The organism is Sphingomonas sp. Leaf62 (assembly GCF_001421915.1).
GTDB lineage: Bacteria > Pseudomonadota > Alphaproteobacteria > Sphingomonadales > Sphingomonadaceae > Sphingomonas.
Map to the genome: position 1 here is coordinate 47,834 of NZ_LMLN01000012.1, position 17,213 is coordinate 65,046.

The following is a 17,213-nucleotide window of genomic DNA, read 5'->3' on the forward strand; positions in this document are numbered from 1 at the left end:
TCCAATGTTCCGTCCAGCCTTGTTGCTCGGTCTCTTCATCAGTACCGCCGGAATTGCGCAGGATGCGCCGATCGCGCCGGCTCCCGCCCCCACTGCCGCCGAGCTGACGGCGCGTAACGCAGCGGTGAACGCCGAGCTGCCGGCGGCACAGGCAGCGATGAAGGCGCATGTCATGTTCCTGGCGAGCGACGCGATGCGCGGGCGCGATGCCGGGTCGCCGGAATATGCCATTGCCGCCAATTATGTCGCTTCGCAATTCTATGCGGCCGGGCTGCGTCCGGCGGGCGATGACGGCAGCTATCTGCAGAACGTGCCGCTGATCCGCATGAACGCCGCCGACAAGGGGCAGGTCAGCCTGAACGGCCAGGCGCTGACCTTTGGCGAGGAATATCTGCCGGGCATCAATCCGCAGGCACCGGAATCGATGACCGAGGGCAAGGTCGTCTATGTCGGGTACGGCATCGTCCGGCCGGGTCGCGACGATTATGCCGGCGTCGATGTGCGCGGCAAGATCGTGGCGGTGGTGCGCGGCGCGCCGCAAGGCCTCGACAGCGAGGAATCGGCGCATTTCGGCGGCATCGCGACCAAGGCGGCGATCGCCAGGGCCAAGGGCGCGGTCGCGGTGATCTCGCTCCAGACGCCCGAGGCGGCACAACGTTCGCCGCTGTCGAAGAGCGCGGCGGGCTATGACAGCCCGAGCGTCAGCTGGGCCGCACCCGATGGCGTCGGCCATGTGATGGGCGGCGGCGTGCCGACCATCGCCACCCTCGGCGCGGCGGGCGCGGAGAAGCTGTTCGCCGGATCGGGGACGAGCTGGGCCGGGGCGGCGGCTGCGCTGTCGGGCAAGGGCAAGTTCCGTGCGGTCGCGCTGAAGCCGACCATGGCCGTGACGATCAAGACCGCGATCACGCCGCTGCCCAGCTACAATGTCGCCGGCATCCTGCCGGGCAGCGACCGTTCGGTCGCGGCCGAAACCGTGGTATTGTCGGCGCATCTCGACCATGTCGGCGTCGGCAGCCCCAATGCGAAGGGCGACACGATCTATAACGGCGCGATGGACAATGCGGTCGGCATCGCCTCGCTGATAGAGGAGGCCAAGCGTTTCAAGGCGGCGGGCAAGCCGCCGCGCCGCTCGATCCTGTTCCTCGCGGTTACCGCCGAGGAGAAGGGGCTGGTCGGCTCCGATTACTTCGCCAACCACCCGACGATCGACAAGGCGCGCATCGTCGCCGACGTCAATCTCGACATGCCGATCATCACCTACAAATTCACCGACGTGATCGCGTTCGGTGCGGCGCGATCGACGCTGGGCGATATCGTCAAGCGGGCAGCGGCGCAGGCGGGGGCCAGCTTTTCGCCCGATCCGATGCCCGAAATGGCGCTGTTCGTGCGTTCCGACCATTACCGCTTCGTGCAGCAGGGGGTGCCGTCGGTGTTCCTGTGGCCGGGCACGTCGGGGCCGGGCAAGGCGGCGGTCGATGCGTTCTTCGCCAACAACTACCACAAGCCGTCCGACGAAGTGGTGCAGGGGCCGCCGATCGACTGGCAATCGGGCGAACGCTTCATCAACGTGAATTACCAGATCGCCCGCGACATCGCCGACGCCCCCGCGCGCCCGGCGTGGAACAAGGGCGATTTCTTCGGGACGCTCTATAACGGGTATGGCGCGAAATAGGCGTTCGCCGTTCTTCGTCATCCCGGCGCAGACCGACGTTCGCGGACCCCCGGATCCCGGGCTGCGCCGGGATGACGACTATCTTTGAATGACAAGGACACCGATGCGCCTCTTTCCGCTCGCACTGTTGCTGGCTTCCACCGGCGCGCTCGCCCAGACCGCGCCGATGACTCCGGACGAGGCGGCGATGCGGGCGCATGTCGCGTTCCTCGCCGCCGACGACATGAAGGGGCGCGAACCCGGTACGCCCGAATATGACCGCGCCGCCGCCTATGTCGCGCAGCAGATGCGTGCCGCCGGATTGCAGCCCGGCGGCGACGATGGCAGTTATCTGCAACGCGTGCCGCTGATCTCGGCGGTACCGGCGGGCAAGGGGCGGCTGACGGCGGCGGGGCGGCCGGCGCTGACCTTCGGCACCGATTATCTCACCTCGACCAGCTTTCTCGAACCCGATCTGCGCCGGTCGGGCGAAGTGGTGTTCGTCGGGCAGGGGGTGGCCGACGCGGCGAACGGCATCGACGATTATGCCGGGCTGGACGTGCGCGGCAAGATCGTCGCCTATCTCTATGGCGCGCCGCCGAAGCTGCCGAGCGAGATCCGCGCGCATCTGGGCAGCGGCGATACCAAGCGTGCGAACGCGGCCGCGCATGGCGCGATCGGCGTGATTCAGATCGAGACCGACGAACAGTCGAAACGCTATCCGTTCAGCTATCTGATGTCGCTGTATCGCAGCCCGCGCATGACGTGGGTCGGGAAGGACGGGCGCGCGCAGGTTGCCGGTAGCGCCGCGCCGTCGATCGGGTGGCTGAGTGCGTCGGGTGCGGCCAAGCTGTTCGCCGGGTCGGCGATCGACTGGCCGGCGGTGTTGAAGGCGGAGGCGGCGGGTACGCCCGTTCCGCGCGGACCGACGGGCGTGCAGGTGACGACGCGTCAGCGTTCGACGACCAAACGCTTCGACAGCAGCAATGTTATCGGCGTCCTGCCGGGCAGCGATCCCGCCTTGCGTGGTCAATATGTCGCGTTGTCGGCACATCTCGACCATATCGGCGTGTCGACCGATCCGACACTGCCCAAGGGCGCCGACGTCATCAACAATGGCGCGATGGACAATGGCGTGGGCACTGCGGCGATGATCGAGGTCGCGAAACAATTCGCCGCCGATCCGCGCAAACCGCGCCGCAGCCTGATCTTCGTCAGCGTGACGGCGGAGGAAGCGGGGCTGATCGGCAGCGAATATTTCGCCCTGAACCCGACCGTTCCCAAGGGGGCGATCGTCGCCGACGTCAATCTCGACATGCCGATCCTGTCCTATCGCTTTCAGGACATGGTCGCGATCGGTGCCGACCATTCGACCGTCGCGCAGGCCGTGGCGCGCGCGGCAGGCAAGCGCGGCATCGCGCTGAGCCCCGATCCCGAGCCGGAAGAGGCGATCTTCGTCCGGTCGGACCATTACAGCTTCGTCAAGGCAGGCGTGCCGTCGGTGTCGCTCGACACCGGCTGGGCTGGCCCCGGCAAGGCGGCGGTCGCCGATTTCCTTGAACATCGGTATCACCAACCGGGCGACGACATGCGCCAGAAGTTCGACTGGACGGCGGGGCGGGTGTTCGTCGCGATCAACCACGATATCGCGCTCGATCTGGCCGATGCCGATGACCGGCCGCGCTGGAACAAGGGCGATTATTTCGGGCTGTTATACGACGGTTACGGGGCGAAATGAGCCGCCTGCTGATCTTTGGGTTGGGCTATACGTCCCGCGCAGTCGCCGCGCATCTGGAGCCGCGGGGGTGGCGGGTGGTCGGGACAACGCGAGATGGGCGGGATGACAGCATCGCCTTTGCCGACCGCGACCGGGTGCGGTTCGAGGCGGCGCAGGCGACGGCAATCCTGTCCAGCGTGCCGCCCGACGGCGATGGCGACCCGGTGCTGGAACGCTATCGTGACGTGCTGACCGGCCGAACGCTGGCTTATCTGTCGTCGACCGGGGTGTATGGCGATGCCGATGGCGGCTGGGTCGACGAAAGCACGCCGATCGCCGGGCGTCGGGCCAACCGCAACGCGGCCGATGCGGCGTGGCTGGGGCTGGGGGCGCGGGTGTTTCGGTTGCCCGGAATCTATGGGCCGGGGCGCTCGCCGCTCGAACGGGTGGCGGCGGGGGAGGCGCATCGGGTCGAGCAGCCGGGGCAGGTGTTCAGCCGCGTGCATGTTGCGGATGTTGCCAAAGGTGTCACGTACGGACTGATTGCACCGGCAGGTTCGTATAATTTATCCGACGATCTGCCAGCTTCGCAGAATGATGTTGTCGAATATGCGGCGCACTTGCTGGGGCTGGAGCCGCCGCCGTTCGTCGCGCTGGAGACGCTGAGTCCAATGGCGCGCGCCTTTTATGGCGAGAACCGGCGGGTGGCGAACGGCAAGGCCAGACGGGTGCTGGGCTGGCGGCCCGATTTTCCCGATTACCGGTTTGGCCTGCGCGCCTTGAGCGCCACCACCAGCCCGGCCATCGCGAGCAGCGCCCCGGCCCCGGCGAGCGGCGACCAGCGATAATTCTCGAACAACGTCGACAACAGCATCGCGATCACCGGCACGACGACGCCGTTATACGCCGCCTTGGCCGGGCCGATCGTGCGGATCAGCCCGAAATACAGGGTGAAGGCAACCGCCGAGGCGACGATGCCGAGATAGAGCAGCCCGCCAACATAGGACCAGCGCCAGTCGAACACCGGCGCGCCGACGGTAAGGGCCGCATAGGTCGCATCGATCGTCGCGCCGATCAGCATCGCCAGCCCGAGCAGCGGCACCATCGGATAGGCCTTGGCGGTCGGGGTCGCCTGCATGACGTTGGCGACCGAGGCGGAGAAGACCCCGGCCAGCGCGATGCCAAGGCCGATCAGCACCGCCGCGCCGTTTTCGGGATGCTCGCGCGCCTCATGGACGAACAGCAGCGCAACACCAGCGAGCGCGATCGCCGATCCGACCAGCAATTGCCGCCCCATCCGCTGACCCAGAAAAATGCGGGCGAGGATCGAATTGGGCACGATCAGCAGCGCGTACATCAGCGCGACCAGCCCCGACGTGACATATTGTTCGGCGCGGTAGACGAAATTGAAGTTGAGGCAGAATTGCGCGAGGCCGAGGCCGGCGGCGAACAACAGTCCGCGCCGGTCGACCGCGATCCGGTCACCGCGCCGCCATGCCCAGAGCAGCATGACCGTGCCGGCGATCAGGAAGCGATAGGTCACCGACCACGATGCGGGCACCACGCCCAGTTGATCGCGGATCACGATCCACGTCGATCCCCAGATCAGGGTGACGATGCCGAACGGGACCAGCACCGCCGGCGTGGCCGAACGCGGCGCGTCGGTCATAGCGCGGCGATCGCCGTCGCCAGCGGGCGGACGGTCGCTGCATCCTGATCCCATGCGACGACCAGCCGTGCCTGTCCGACACCCCAGTCGTAAAAGTCGAAGCCCTGCGCGCGAAGCCGGGCGGCTTCGTCGGCGCTCAAGCGGAGGAATACCTCGTTCGCCTCGACCGCGTGGATCAGCCGGTCGCCCGCCGCCTGTGCCAGCATCTCCGCACCGGCATTGGCGGCGCGGGCATTGGCCAGCCAGACATCACCGTCGAGCATCGCCAGCAACTGCGCGGCGAGGAAACGCCCCTTCGACGCGAGCAGCCCGGCGCGCTTGCGGCGATAGCGGGCGACCTTCGCCAGTTCAGGGCGGAAGAAGACCAGCGCCTCGGCCGACATGCCGCCATTCTTGATGAAGCCGAACGACAACGCGTCGACCCCGGCTTGCCACGTCACCTCGGCGGGCGTGCAGCCGAGATGGGCGACGGCATTGGCGAACCGTGCGCCGTCCATGTGCAGGCCGAGACCGCGCGCGCGGGCGACGGCGCCGATCGCGGCGACTTCCTGCGGGGTGTAGACGCGACCGGCTTCGGTCGCCTGGGTGATCGAGATCGCGTGCGGCTGTACCTGATGCACGTCGTCGCGGATCGTCGCCAGATAGGCCTCGATGGCGTCGGGCGCGAGCTTTGCGCCGTCGCCACCCAGCAGCATCAGCTTCGCCCCATGGGTGTAGAATTCGGGGGCGCCGCCTTCGTCATTCTGGATATGCGCTTCGTGGTGACAGACGATGCCGCCATGCGGCGGGCACATTGCGGTCAGCGCGAGGCAGTTGGCGGCGGTGCCCGACGGCACCCACAACACTGCGACCCCGCAGCCGAACAGTTCGCCGAACCGCGCGTCGAGCCGCTTGCTGAGCGCGTCGCCGTCATAGGCGGTATCCTGTCCGTTGGCGGCGACGATCGCGTCGAGCACGGCGGGGCAGGCGGGGGCGGCGTTGTCGGAAAAGAAGCGCATGGCAATGCCTTGGCGGCGTGGGGGGCGGGGGTCAACCGGGGAGCCGCTGCGGTTCGTCATCCCGGCGCAAGCCGGGATCCTTCGTGCCGCAGGATCGATGGCTTCGGTGTTTGGGGAGGGATGGATCCCGGCCTGCGCCGGGATGACGGGAGGGGTGAGCGGTCGCCAATTTCGTCCCTCCCGCGAAAACGGAAATCCATGGACGCTGACGTTCGTGATGGGAGCGCAGGCGTTGCGTGTATGGGTCCCCGCCTGCGCGGGGACGACGGCGGGGGGGCGTTCCCCTTCTTCGTCACTCCCGCGTAGGCGGGAGTCCATAGACGCTGTCGTTCATGACGGGAGCGCCGGCGGTTCGTGCCTCGGGCCTCGCCGCCGATCGTGGATCACGCGCCTACGGCGGCTATTGCTCGTCCTCTTCCGGCGGCCGGCGATCCTCTGGCGGGACCGGTTCTTCCTCGCGGCGGCGGCGGTCGTTGGGGCCGAAGCGGACCTGGCCGTCGGGGTCGACCGAGACGTCGAAGCCGGGGCCTTCGACCCGCATCGGCCCTTCGTCGGGGATGCCGAGCACGTCCTGCACCGCGTCGATCGCATTGTCGATCGGTTCGGGTTCGGGCGCCGCCACCGGCACCGGATCGCGCAGGTTCAGCGCCTGTCGCATGAAGTCGCGCCAGATGCGCGCGGGCAGGCCGCCGCCCGCCAGCCCCGGATTGGTGCTGTTGTCGTCATTGCCGAGCCACACGCCCGCGACGATCCCGCCGGCATAGCCGACGAACAGCGCGTCGCGATTGTCCTGCGTCGTGCCGGTCTTGCCGAACGCCTCGACCGGCAGGTTGGCTGCGATGCCGGTGCCCGACCGGATCGACGCGGCGAGCAAGGTGCGCATCCCCTCCAGCTCTTCGCGCGACAGCGTCTTGCGGGTCGAGCGCAGCCGGTCGAGCCAGGTCGGTTCGTCCTGTTGCGCCAGCCCGCGCGGAATGACCGGCGCTTCGCCGGCGGCGATCGCGGCATAGGCGCTGGTCAGTTCGAGCAGCGAGACGGTCGAGGTGCCGAGCGCGATCGAGGCTTCGTTGGCGATCGGTGTCGAGATGCCGAGGTCGCGGGCGGCACGGATCACGTTCTTGACGCCGACTTCCTTGGTCAGGCGCGCGGCGGCGACGTTGCTCGACCGCTGGAACGCGCGTTCGAGGGTGATTGCGCCGAGATAGCGGCCGTCGCTGTTCTTGGGGCTCCATTCGCCGATCGTGACCGGTTCGTCGAGCACCTGGCTCTGCGGGGTCAGGCCCGATCGCATGGCGGCGAGATAGACGAACAGCTTGAAGGTCGATCCGGGTTGCCGCCGCGCCTGTACCGCGCGGTTGAACGGGCTGGCGCGATAATCCTTGCCGCCGACCATCGCGATCACTCGGCCGTCGGGCCGCATCGCGACGATCGCGACCTGGGTCTGGCGCAGACCGGCGTTGCGGACGGCGCGTTCGGCGGCGCGCTGCATCCGGACTTCGAGCGTGGTCGCGACCTTGCGGTCGGCACCGATGCCGCCCGCCCGGTCGCGCGCCTGCGGCAGCACCCAGTCGGCGAAATAGGTGCCCGATGGCAGCGTGCTGTTGTCGGTGACGCGCAGGATGGCGGGTTTGACGCGGCGCGCCTCGGACGGGGTCAGATAGCCGGCATCCTCCATCGCGCCGACCACGACCGCCTGCCGGGCGCGCGCACCCTTCAGATTGCCGGTGGGGGCAAGCCGCGAGGGAGCCTTGACCAGCCCGGCCAGCATCGCCGCCTGTCCGACGGTCAGATCCCTGGGCGCGCGGCTGAAATAATGGCGGGCGGCGGCGTCGAGGCCGTACGCATTGTCGCCGAAATAGGCGTTGGACAGATAGCGCGAGAGAATCTCGTCCTTGGTCAGCCATGCCTCCAGCCAGAAGGCGATCAGCACCTCGCGCAGCTTGCGCGCCGCTGTCCGGTCCGAATCAAGGAACGCGTTCTTGGCGAGCTGTTGCGTGATCGTGCTTGCGCCCTGTCGCACGCCGCCCGCCTGGGTATTGGTCCACATCGCGCGGACGATGCCGCGCGGGTCGATGCCCCAATGGGTGCGGAAGCGGCGGTCCTCGATCGCCATGAAGGCTTGCGTGACATGCGCGGGCAACTTGGTCGCGTCGACCGGCTTGCCGATATTCGCGCCGCGCTCGGCGATCGGGGTTCCTTCGGCCGACAGCAGCGTGATCGACGGCGGGGCGGGCGGTTCGAGCGATTTCGACAGCGGCGCAGTGAATGCCAGCCACGCGATCGCGATCACCAGCAGGACGATGAGGATGCCGAAGCCGCGCATGACCCAGCGCAGCCACCAGCGTAAGGGGCGACCGCGGCGGGCGGTCTGCGGTGCGTCGGGGCCGGGCGGCGGGGGTGGCGGCGGACTACCCGCGCCGGGAAAGCTGCGATCATAGTCCGCCAGCGCATCGTCGAACGCGGCCAGCCGCCGTCGCCGTTCCAGTGCGTCCCCCGACAAGGGGGTCGTCAGACGCCCGATCCGGCTGGGATCGATCGGGCCGGAGGGCGGGGACGGGGGGTCATAAGCCATGATACCGGTCGTGTATTACCGTTCTGATACAGCCTCGGCAAGCGCGGTTGCGGCGGGGCGAGGGTGCGCTGTGCACCATTGCCGGAACCGCTTGGGCCTCCGCGCGCTAGGTGCCGGACAGCCAAGGAGAAACGGCGTGGACGACGATCGCATCTGGAGTTTCGAGGAAAGCCTGTGGACCGCCGACGCGGCGCATTACGAGGAATCGATCGACGATGAATGCCTGATGGTGCTGCCGACGCCGCCGTTCGTCTTTACCGGCAAGCAGGCGATCGAGGCGGTGAAGGATACGCCGCGCTGGGAACAGGTGTCGCTGACCGAGCGGCAGGTCGCCCGGCCGCAGGAAGGGCTGATCGTCGTCGCGTACAAGGCGGAGGCGCATAAGGGCGGCGAGGCGTATCTGGCCTATTGCACGTCAACCTATCGCTGGATCGAACATGGTGTGTGGACCGTGGTCCAGCACCAGCAGACGCCGCCGCTGACGTCGAAGGGCGAGTAGGTCGCAGCCGTCGTCATTCCCGCGAAGGCGGGAATCCATAGCCGCTGCCGTTCGTGTTTCGATCGCTGCCGTTGCGCCTATGGGTCCCCGCCTGCGCGGGGATGACGACGGCGGGTGGTTTCATCGGTTTGGCTTCGGCATCAGCTGCATCCCGCCTGTCGTTCGAGGTATGTCGAACGTCATCGGATCATGCCCTTCTGCCGGGTGGTGCACCTTCGACACGCGGCCTTCGTCCCGCATCCGGCGATCGGCCTCGTGCCAGTCGGGCAACGCGTCGTCGTCCTGCGTCCAATGGGCGATGCTGGCTTGATCGCACCAGCGCATCAGCTTCGGCATGGCGCGGCGATGCGCGCCCGAGGTCATGTAGGCGCGCATCGCCGCCGCATCGTCCCATGCGGTCATCGTCCAATAGGCGCGATCACGATCGGCGAGCAGCGCGCCGCCCCGATAGCCCGCCGCCCGCTTGACCTGCCGCATCGACAGCCATGTATCGATCAGGAACGCCGGCAGAAACCGCGCGGCGCGGATGCGCAGCCGGGTGACGCTGATGAAGGTCACGCGTCGAGCTCGACATCCCAATAGAGCCAGTCGTGCCATGTCTCGTGCAGATGGCCCGGCGGAAAGCGGCGGCCCTGTTCCTGCAACTGCCAGCTGGTCGGTCGGGTCGGCCGGACATGCAGCGGCATCGCCGCCTGTTTCGGAGTGCGCCCGCCCTTGCGCAGGTTGCACGGCGCGCAGGCAGTGGCGACGTTCTCCCACGTCGTCCGGCCGCCCTGTGCGCGGGGAATCACATGGTCGAAGGTGAGGTCATGCGTCGCGCCACAATATTGGCAGCTGAACCGGTCGCGCAGGAACAGGTTGAAGCGGGTGAAGGCCGGAAATTCGGACGGCTTCACATATTGTTTGAGCGCGATGACCGACGGCAATTTGATGCGCGCGGTCGGGCTGCACACTTCGCGGTCATATTGGGCGACGATGTCGACCCGGTCGAGAAACACGGCCTTTACCGCAGTCTGCCATGGCCAGACGCTGAGCGGATAATAGCTCAACGGCGTATAGTCCGCGTTGAGCACCAGCGCGGGACAGCCATCGGGATGGCGGAGGCGATCGGGATGGTACATGAAGTCCCCCTCGCGTAAACGTCGTCGCCGATATGATCGGCAACGATGACGGGCACATGACAGCACGGGGCAATGCCGAAAGTCAAACGGGCAGGGTCGTCACCCGCTTTGCGCCGAGTCCCACGGGGGCACTCCATGCCGGCCATGCACTGGCCGCGATCGAATCGCACGATCGCGCGCGCCGGGATGGCGGGCGGTGGCTGCTGCGGATCGAAGATATCGACGGTGGGCGCAGCCGGCCCGAGCATGTCGCGGGGATATTGGCCGATCTGGCGTGGCTCGGGCTGCGATGGGACGGGGAGGTGGTGTTCCAGTCGGCGCGGATGGCGCTGTACCGCGCCGCACTCGACCGGTTGCGGGCGTTGCGGCTGGTCTATCCCTGTTTCTGCACCCGCGCCGATATCGCGCGCGAAGTCGCGGCGAGCGCGTCGGCACCGCATGGGGTCGATGGTGTCGTTTATCCGGGAACGTGCCGGGCGATCCCCGAGGACGTCGCGGCGGCGCGGCTGGCCGAGCCGCATGCGTGGCGGATCGACATGACGCGGGCGGTGGCGCTGTTGGGGCCGCTCGATTGGGTCGATGAACTCGCCGGGCGGGTCCGCGCCGATCCGCTGGCGCAGGGCGATGTCGTGCTGGCGCGCAAGGATGCCGGGACCAGCTATCATCTCGCGGTCACCGTCGATGACGCCGCGCAGGGGGTGACGCATGTCGTGCGTGGCATCGACCTGTTCGCGGCGACGCATGTCCACCGGCTGTTGCAGGCGCTGCTCGACCTGCCCGTACCCGTGTGGCGGCATCATCCGCTGCTGCTGGGTCCCGACGGGCAGCGGCTGGCCAAGCGCAACGGTGCACCGACGCTGGCGGCGTTGCGCGAAGGTGGCATCGACGGGCGGGCGCTGGCCGACGATCTGCGCGAAGGGCGACTTCCCACTGGATTCGCGCTGGCGAATGCTTAGCTTGATGGCATGAACACCTTTCTGGTCCTGTTGCTGATCGCGGCGATGATCGCGGTCGTCGTCGCGCTGATCCGCGGCATCGTGTCGTTCCTTGCCGAAGGAACCGCCACTGCACGGGGCGAAGGGCCGAGCGAACAGGCGCTGAAATCGAACAAGATGATGCAGGCGCGGGTGTTGTTTCAGGCGATCGCGATTCTGATCGTCGTCGTTCTCCTGTTCCTGTCCGGGCGCACCTGACGCCGTGGTCAAGCTGAACAGGATCTACACCCGCACCGGCGATGCCGGGACCACCGGACTGGTCGACGGATCGCGCGTCGCCAAGGACGCGGCGGTGATGCAGGCGATCGGCGATGTCGACGAAGCCAATTCGGCGATCGGCGTCGCGGCGGTCGCGCTGGGCACCGGTGAGGAAGGCGCGCTGTTGCGCAGGGTACAGAACGACCTGTTCGACTTCGGCGCGGACCTTGCCACGCCGCCGGGCATCGCCGGGGCGCTGCGCATCGTGCTGGGGCAAGTGACCGCGCTGGAAGAAGCGATCGACCGGATGAACGCCGATCTGTCGCCGCTGACCAGCTTCACCCTGCCCGGCGGGACAGCAGCGGGCGCGGCACTGCATCTGGCGCGGGCGATCGTCCGGCGGGCCGAACGAGCGGTGGTCACCGCTTCGTACGGAGCGGACCTAAACCATAATTTATTGTCCTATATCAATCGCTTGTCGGATTTTCTGTTCGTGTATGCCCGATGGGTGAACCAAAGCGGAGGCGGGGACGTTTTGTGGGTGCCAGGCGGGGATCACCAGCCGGCATAGGAGTTTTCGATGCGAGCGACACCGGTCAACCTGCCCGACCAGGCGCTCGTATCCCGATATGCCAAAGTCCGTGCGCTCACCGACGCGCTGACCGCGCCACTGTCCGACGCCGACGCGACCGTGCAGTCGATAGACGATGCGTCCCCCGCCAAATGGCATCTGGCGCACACCACCTGGTTCTTCGAGATCTTCGTTCTGCGCGATCACGTGCCAAAATACACGCTGCACGACGAACGCTTCCCGTTCCTGTTCAACAGCTATTACGAAGCCGAGGGCCGGCGTCATGCGCGCGGACGGCGCGGCATGGTGACGCGTCCCAGCCTCGACGAAGTACGCGCCTATCGCGCGGCGGTCGATGCCGCACTGCTGACGGCGCTGCCCGATCTGCCCGACGAAGCGCAGCAACTGGTGGCGCTCGGCTGCAACCATGAAGAGCAGCATCAGGAATTGCTGCTGACCGATATCCTGCATCATTTCAGCGAAAACCCGCTGGAGCCGGCGATGTTCGCGCCCGAGCCGAAGCGCCCGGTGGCGATGCCGGCGCCGACCGGCTGGATCGAGCATGGCGGCGGCATCGCACAGGTCGGTCATGACGGCAGCGGGTTCGCGTTCGATTGCGAAGGGCCGCGCCACGACGTGCTGCTACACGCTCATGCGATCGCCGACCGCACCGTCACCAATGGCGAATGGGCAGCGTTCATCGCTGATGGCGGCTATGCCGATGCCCGGCTGTGGCTGGCCGATGGCTGGGCATGGGTACAGGCCAACCGGATCGAGGCACCGCTGTATTGGGAGCGCAAGGGCGAGGTCTGGACCCGCTTCGGTCTTGATGGACGGCGCGCGATCGATCCGGCCGCGCCGGTTACGCATGTCAGCTTCTTCGAGGCCGACGCCTATGCGACGTGGGCCGGGGCGCGACTGCCGACCGAGTTCGAATGGGAGGCGGCCGCCGCCGCTCATGACCCGGCGGGCGGCAACCAGCTGGATCATGCCCATGCCGTCGAACCGCGCCCGTCGACCGGTGGACCGGCCTTTTTCGGGGACGTGTGGCAATGGACCGGCAGCGCCTATCGCCCCTATCCGCGCTTTCGCACGGTCGATGGCGCGGTCGGCGAATATAACGGCAAGTTCATGAGCGGGCAGTTCGTGTTGCGTGGGAGCTCTTGCGCCACGCCGCGCGGCCATGCGCGCGCCAGCTACCGCAATTTCTTCTACCCTCACCAGCGCTGGCAATTCACCGGCGTCCGGCTCGCAAAGGACCTGTGATGCTGCGTAGCGATGATGTGCCGATGGCGACCCGCGCCGATCCCGCCTTTCGTGCCGATGTGCTGGCTGGGCTGACGCTCGGGCAAAAGGCGATTCCGGCGCGCTGGTTCTATGACCGCAAGGGGTCGGAACTGTTCGAGGACATCACCGCGCTGCCCGAATATTATCCGACGCGCGCGGAAACGGCGATCCTGAAGACGATCTGCCCCGAACTGGTCGGGGCGGTCGGCGAAGGCGTGGCGGTGGTCGAGTTCGGATCGGGGTCGTCGGTGAAGACGCCGATCGTGCTCAACTGCATCGAACCCGCCGCCTATGTCCCGATCGATATTTCGGGCGATTTCTTGCGTTCGTCGTCAGCGGTGCTTGCCAGCCAATTCCCCGGATTGCCGGTGCTGCCGGTTGAGGCTGATTTCATGCATCCCGTGCCGCTTCCGCCGCAAGTGGCGGACATGCCGAAGCTGGGATTCTTTCCGGGATCGACGATCGGCAATATGGAGCCGCTCGCCGCCGGCACGTTGCTGCGGGCGATGCGCGACTGGCTGGGTGAGGGGGCGATGCTGTTGATCGGCATCGACCGGATCAAGGACCAGGGCACGCTGGTCGCCGCCTATGACGACGCGGCGGGGGTGACGGCGGCGTTCAACCTGAACCTGCTCGACCGGATCAACCGCGAGCTGGCGGGGACGATCCCGGTCGAGGCGTTCGCGCACGAAGCCCGCTGGAACGACGATGCCGCCCGGATCGAGATGCATCTGCGCGCGACGCGCGACGTGTCCTTCACGGTCGATGGCCGTTCGTTCGCGATGCAGGCGGGCGAGACGATCCACACCGAGAACAGCCATAAATATGGCGACCGCGACGCCCGGCTTTTGCTACGCAGCGGTGGATGGACTCCGGTACAACAATGGTGTGGCGACGGCACGTTCTGCGTGATCCTCGCCGAAGCAAGGGCAATGCCGATCGCGCCGTGATCCGCGTTGTTGCGGCATTGCTGGCGATGCTGACGGTCGTCGCGCCGGCATCGGCCCGCGACTTGACGGTCATGAGCCTCAACATCCGGCTGCCGTCCCCCGACGACGGCGCGAACCGATGGGAATTGCGCCGCGATCTGACCGCCGCGACGATCCGCCGCGCCAGCCCGGACGTGATCGGGACGCAGGAATTGTTCAAACGGCAGGGGGACGATATCGTCGCGCGCCTGCCGCGCTATCGCTGGATCGGGGTCGGGCGCAGCGGCGCCGGAAGCCCCGATGACGAGCATATGGGCATCTTCTATCGCGCCGACCGGTTGCAGTTGGAACGCTGGGGCAATTTCTGGCTGTCCGATACGCCCGGAGTGCCGGGCAGCATCAGTTGGGGCCACCCGCTGCCGCGTATGGTGACATGGGCGGTGTTTCGCGAGAAGGACGGCACACGCTTCGCGATGTTCAACACGCATCTGCCCTATCGTGCCGAGGATGAGGCAGCGCGCGAGAAGGGCGCGGCGTTGCTGGCGGCGCAAATCCCGGCGATCGCCGGGGATTTGCCGGTGGTGGTGACCGGCGACTTCAACACCGTGCCCGACACCCCGACCTATCGCCGGATGGCGCAGGCGTTGCGCGATGCGTGGGTCGCGGCACCGGTACGGACCGGTCCCGAGGCGACGTTCCATGGCTTTACCGGCAAGCCCGATCGCCGCATCGACTGGATTTTCACGCGGGGGTTCGCGGTGAAGCGGGCGACGACGATCGATACGCGGCGGGGTGACGTGTTTCCGTCGGATCATTATCCGGTGGTGGTGACGTTGGCGCGGTAGGGGCTTCCGTTCGGGCCAGTTCACCCTCACCCTTCCGCGGGTGCGACGCTCCCTCCTGTCTCAGCAGGAGAGGGTGTTCGTTAACGGATCAGCCGTGCGGTCCAGGTGCGGATATAGTCGATATTGCCACGGCATTGCTCCATCTCGCGCTGTTCGATCAGGCGGAAACGGCTACCGTCCCATGCGTAACGCTGCTTGACGCCGCAGTCGCCGAGACCGCGCGCGAGCGCGTCGGCGGTAAGGATGCCGTCGGCAAAGACGGCATTGAAGACCAGCGACTGTTCGTCGGGCGCGTCGCCGGCCGGCGGCGCGTCGAAGGTCGCCGCGACCGCTGCCCCGCGCGTCACCACGGACAGCGCCGACAGCACGTTATAGGCACCGACCGTGCAGGGCACGATCGCCAGCGTCTGCCCGTCGCCGAGCGGTTTGGTCGTCGCGTCGGGCAGGTCGTCGGTATCGCACTTCGCCGCCGCGCGCATCTGGGTGACCAGCAGCGGGTCGAGCAATGCCGATTCGCCCCGGATTACCGGCGCGCGGACGCCCGGGAGCGCGGGGGCGGGGCGGGTATCGGGACGTGGACCCCGGGCGACCAGTGCGCCGGTGGTGCCGTCGCGCCCCTGTTGCGCGTCGATCCAGCGCAGGGCGGCGGCGGCACCCTTCAGCGGGAGGGTGGCGAGCGCCCGGCCGGCGGCGTCGACGATGGTGACCGTGCCGCCATTCGCCAGTTTGCGGGCGAGGGCCAGGGCGGGTTCACCGGTCAGTTCGGTCGTATCGTCGTGCGCCGTCCCGCCGCGCGCGACTGCTTCGCCATCGACTTGGGCGGTGAGCGGCAAAGCGGGGGCTTCGCCGCGCAGGCGGATCGTGACGCTGCCGTCGGGACCGGCGGCGCGCTCGATCGACAGCGTCAGTGCTGGCGGGGTGCTGTCGTCGGGGACCAGCGATCCCGCCTGACAGGTGGCACCATTGTCGCAGCCCGCCGCCCAGTCGCCAAAGGTCTTCAGCGGCAATGGCTTGGGCCGGGCGGCGGTGTCGGTCGGCGGTGCGGGCGACTCGGTCGGCGCGGGCGTCGGTTCCGGCGTCGGCGCGCCGGCGTTACAGGCGGGGAGCAGCAGCGGCAGGGCAAGGGGCAGGAAACGGCGCATGGGCGTGCGATACCGGCATGGACGGCTGACCGAAACCCGCTATTCCCGCGTTCAGGACGCGAAAGTCGTAACGAGAGGACGTTCAGGATGAAGACGATTGGCGTGATCGGCGCGGGCCAGATGGGGGCGGGGATCGCTCAGGTCGCGGCGCAGGCGGGCTATCGCGTGCTGCTGTCGGACGTATCGGCCGACCGCGCGCAGGCCGGTAAGGACGGCATCGCCAGGCAACTGGCGCGGGCGGTTGCCAAGGAAAAGATCGCACAGGACGATGCCGATGCCGCGCTCGGCCAGATCGAGCCGATCGGCGATCTGGCCGCGATGGGACCGTGCGATCTGGTGATCGAGGCGGCGACCGAGCGTGAAGCGGTGAAGCGGCAGATTTTCGAGAGCGTCGGCAAGGCGCTGTCGGACACGGCGATCCTCGCGAGTAACACGTCGTCGATCCCGATCACCCGGCTGGCGCAGGCCGCGCCCGATCCGGCGCGGTTCATGGGGGTGCATTTCTTCAACCCGGTGCCGGTCATGGGCCTGATCGAGCTGATCCGCGGCCTTGCCACCAGCGACGCGACGGTCGCGGCGGTCGAGGCGTTCGGGCAGAGCCTGAACAAGCGGATCGTCCATGCCAATGACGCGCCGGGTTTCATCGTCAACCGCGTGTTGATGCCGATGCTGAACGAGGCGTGCTTTGCGCTGGGTGAGGGCGTGGCGACGATTTCGGATATCGATGCGGCGTGCCAGCTGGGGCTCAACCACCCGATGGGGCCGTTCACGCTGGCCGATTTCATCGGGCTCGACACCTGTCTGGAAATCACGCGCGTGCTGTTCGAGGGGACCGGCGATCCCAAGTTCCGGCCCGCGCCGCTGCTGGTCAAATATGTCGAGGCCGGCTGGTACGGGCGGAAGGTGAAGCGCGGCTTCTACGATTATTCGGGCGAGGAACCGGTGCCGACGAGGTAAAGGACGCTTGACGTAAAGCGAGCTTGTCATGTAAAGCGTCCTTCACAATAGTGGAGGAC

At 67.5% G+C, this 17,213-nt stretch carries 17 protein-coding genes; 11 read left to right on the forward strand and 6 right to left on the reverse strand.

Features of this window, described 5'->3' with window-relative positions:
* Positions 1-4: 4 nt before the first annotated feature.
* From ASE91_RS07170 to ASE91_RS07180, 3 genes are all read left to right on the forward strand, one after another.
* Positions 5-1,675, forward strand: a complete 1,671-nt coding sequence (locus ASE91_RS07170) for a M28 family metallopeptidase (protein WP_082453878.1) — start codon at positions 5-7, stop codon at positions 1,673-1,675.
* A 103-nt stretch (positions 1,676-1,778) separates the two neighbouring features.
* Positions 1,779-3,392 (forward strand): M28 family metallopeptidase, encoded by a 1,614-nt coding sequence (locus tag ASE91_RS07175; RefSeq protein ID WP_056624336.1) that lies wholly within the window; start codon positions 1,779-1,781, stop codon positions 3,390-3,392.
* Positions 3,389-4,219, forward strand: coding sequence for a hypothetical protein (locus ASE91_RS07180; protein ID WP_056624339.1), 831 nt, complete (start codon positions 3,389-3,391; stop codon positions 4,217-4,219). Before ASE91_RS07175 ends, ASE91_RS07180 begins: the two co-directional genes overlap by 4 nt.
* On the opposite strand, the gene ASE91_RS07185 is transcribed toward ASE91_RS07180, so the two are convergent.
* The 3 genes from ASE91_RS07185 to ASE91_RS07195 form a co-directional block, all read right to left on the reverse strand.
* Complete coding sequence (locus tag ASE91_RS07185) at positions 4,129-5,040, reverse strand: DMT family transporter (protein WP_056624344.1); 912 nt, start codon at positions 5,038-5,040, stop codon at positions 4,129-4,131. The genes ASE91_RS07180 and ASE91_RS07185 overlap by 91 nt on opposite strands.
* Positions 5,037-6,038, reverse strand: coding sequence for a threonine aldolase family protein (locus ASE91_RS07190; protein WP_056624347.1), 1,002 nt, complete (start codon positions 6,036-6,038; stop codon positions 5,037-5,039). The genes ASE91_RS07185 and ASE91_RS07190 overlap by 4 nt, the downstream gene beginning before the upstream one ends.
* Before the next feature lie 400 nt (positions 6,039-6,438).
* The gene (locus ASE91_RS07195) at positions 6,439-8,610 is read right to left on the reverse strand and encodes a transglycosylase domain-containing protein (protein WP_082453880.1); all 2,172 of its coding nucleotides are present in this window, start codon (positions 8,608-8,610) and stop codon (positions 6,439-6,441) included.
* A gap of 136 nt (positions 8,611-8,746) precedes the next feature.
* Here ASE91_RS07195 and ASE91_RS07200 point away from each other — a divergent pair, with 136 nt between their 5' ends.
* Positions 8,747-9,109: a hypothetical protein gene (locus ASE91_RS07200; RefSeq protein WP_056624357.1), complete on the forward strand. Its 363-nt coding sequence runs from the start codon at positions 8,747-8,749 to the stop codon at positions 9,107-9,109.
* A 120-nt stretch (positions 9,110-9,229) separates the two neighbouring features.
* Here the strand turns inward: ASE91_RS07200 and ASE91_RS07205 are convergent, their stop codons facing one another.
* Positions 9,230-9,667: a DUF3291 domain-containing protein gene (locus tag ASE91_RS07205; RefSeq protein ID WP_156357718.1), complete on the reverse strand. Its 438-nt coding sequence runs from the start codon at positions 9,665-9,667 to the stop codon at positions 9,230-9,232.
* On the reverse strand, positions 9,664-10,230 hold the full coding sequence (locus tag ASE91_RS07210; protein ID WP_055996628.1) for an HNH endonuclease: 567 nt from the start codon (positions 10,228-10,230) through the stop codon (positions 9,664-9,666). Before ASE91_RS07210 ends, ASE91_RS07205 begins: the two co-directional genes overlap by 4 nt.
* A gap of 56 nt (positions 10,231-10,286) precedes the next feature.
* Between ASE91_RS07210 and gluQRS the strand changes: the two genes are divergently transcribed.
* From gluQRS to ASE91_RS07240, 6 genes are read left to right on the forward strand one after another with little or no spacing between them, the layout of a single operon-like run.
* Complete coding sequence (gene gluQRS, locus ASE91_RS07215; RefSeq protein ID WP_056624659.1) at positions 10,287-11,186, forward strand: tRNA glutamyl-Q(34) synthetase GluQRS; 900 nt, start codon at positions 10,287-10,289, stop codon at positions 11,184-11,186.
* A 9-nt stretch (positions 11,187-11,195) separates the two neighbouring features.
* Complete coding sequence (locus ASE91_RS07220; RefSeq protein ID WP_055996626.1) at positions 11,196-11,423, forward strand: twin transmembrane helix small protein; 228 nt, start codon at positions 11,196-11,198, stop codon at positions 11,421-11,423.
* Between the two features lie 4 nt (positions 11,424-11,427).
* A complete protein-coding gene (locus ASE91_RS07225) occupies positions 11,428-11,994 on the forward strand; it encodes a cob(I)yrinic acid a,c-diamide adenosyltransferase (RefSeq protein WP_056624362.1) in 567 nt (188 codons plus the stop codon).
* A gap of 9 nt (positions 11,995-12,003) precedes the next feature.
* Positions 12,004-13,260, forward strand: coding sequence for an ergothioneine biosynthesis protein EgtB (egtB, locus tag ASE91_RS07230; RefSeq protein WP_056624365.1), 1,257 nt, complete (start codon positions 12,004-12,006; stop codon positions 13,258-13,260).
* Positions 13,260-14,231, forward strand: coding sequence for an L-histidine N(alpha)-methyltransferase (gene egtD / locus ASE91_RS07235; protein WP_056501652.1), 972 nt, complete (start codon positions 13,260-13,262; stop codon positions 14,229-14,231). Before egtB ends, egtD begins: the two co-directional genes overlap by 1 nt.
* Positions 14,228-15,055: an endonuclease/exonuclease/phosphatase family protein gene (locus tag ASE91_RS07240; protein ID WP_235530369.1), complete on the forward strand. Its 828-nt coding sequence runs from the start codon at positions 14,228-14,230 to the stop codon at positions 15,053-15,055. The genes egtD and ASE91_RS07240 overlap by 4 nt, the downstream gene beginning before the upstream one ends.
* 80 nt (positions 15,056-15,135) lie before the next feature.
* On the opposite strand, the gene ASE91_RS07245 is transcribed toward ASE91_RS07240, so the two are convergent.
* Entirely contained in the window at positions 15,136-16,197 is a 1,062-nt protein-coding gene (locus tag ASE91_RS07245) for a DUF1176 domain-containing protein (protein ID WP_056624368.1), read from the reverse strand.
* Positions 16,198-16,284: 87 nt separating this feature from the next.
* On the opposite strand from ASE91_RS07245, the gene ASE91_RS07250 reads away from it, so the two are divergent.
* Entirely contained in the window at positions 16,285-17,154 is an 870-nt protein-coding gene (locus ASE91_RS07250; protein WP_056624370.1) for a 3-hydroxyacyl-CoA dehydrogenase NAD-binding domain-containing protein, read from the forward strand.
* Positions 17,155-17,213 lie beyond the last annotated feature (59 nt).

What these genes read in the sequence shown, in the direction of transcription:
- ASE91_RS07190 (WP_056624347.1), bottom strand. Translation starts at nt 6,038, where the DNA reads ATGCGCTTCTTTTCCGACAACGCCGCCCCCGCCTGCCCCGCCGTGCTC.
- egtD (WP_056501652.1), top strand. Translation starts at nt 13,260, where the DNA reads ATGCTGCGTAGCGATGATGTGCCGATGGCGACCCGCGCCGATCCCGCC.
- gluQRS (WP_056624659.1), top strand. Translation starts at nt 10,287, where the DNA reads ATGACAGCACGGGGCAATGCCGAAAGTCAAACGGGCAGGGTCGTCACC.
- ASE91_RS07220 (WP_055996626.1), top strand. Translation starts at nt 11,196, where the DNA reads ATGAACACCTTTCTGGTCCTGTTGCTGATCGCGGCGATGATCGCGGTC.
- ASE91_RS07175 (WP_056624336.1), top strand. Translation starts at nt 1,779, where the DNA reads ATGCGCCTCTTTCCGCTCGCACTGTTGCTGGCTTCCACCGGCGCGCTC.
- ASE91_RS07170 (WP_082453878.1), top strand. Translation starts at nt 5, where the DNA reads ATGTTCCGTCCAGCCTTGTTGCTCGGTCTCTTCATCAGTACCGCCGGA.
- ASE91_RS07210 (WP_055996628.1), bottom strand. Translation starts at nt 10,230, where the DNA reads ATGTACCATCCCGATCGCCTCCGCCATCCCGATGGCTGTCCCGCGCTG.
- ASE91_RS07245 (WP_056624368.1), bottom strand. Translation starts at nt 16,197, where the DNA reads ATGCGCCGTTTCCTGCCCCTTGCCCTGCCGCTGCTGCTCCCCGCCTGT.
- ASE91_RS07195 (WP_082453880.1), bottom strand. Translation starts at nt 8,610, where the DNA reads ATGGCTTATGACCCCCCGTCCCCGCCCTCCGGCCCGATCGATCCCAGC.
- ASE91_RS07185 (WP_056624344.1), bottom strand. Translation starts at nt 5,040, where the DNA reads ATGACCGACGCGCCGCGTTCGGCCACGCCGGCGGTGCTGGTCCCGTTC.
- ASE91_RS07180 (WP_056624339.1), top strand. Translation starts at nt 3,389, where the DNA reads ATGAGCCGCCTGCTGATCTTTGGGTTGGGCTATACGTCCCGCGCAGTC.
- egtB (WP_056624365.1), top strand. Translation starts at nt 12,004, where the DNA reads ATGCGAGCGACACCGGTCAACCTGCCCGACCAGGCGCTCGTATCCCGA.
- ASE91_RS07250 (WP_056624370.1), top strand. Translation starts at nt 16,285, where the DNA reads ATGAAGACGATTGGCGTGATCGGCGCGGGCCAGATGGGGGCGGGGATC.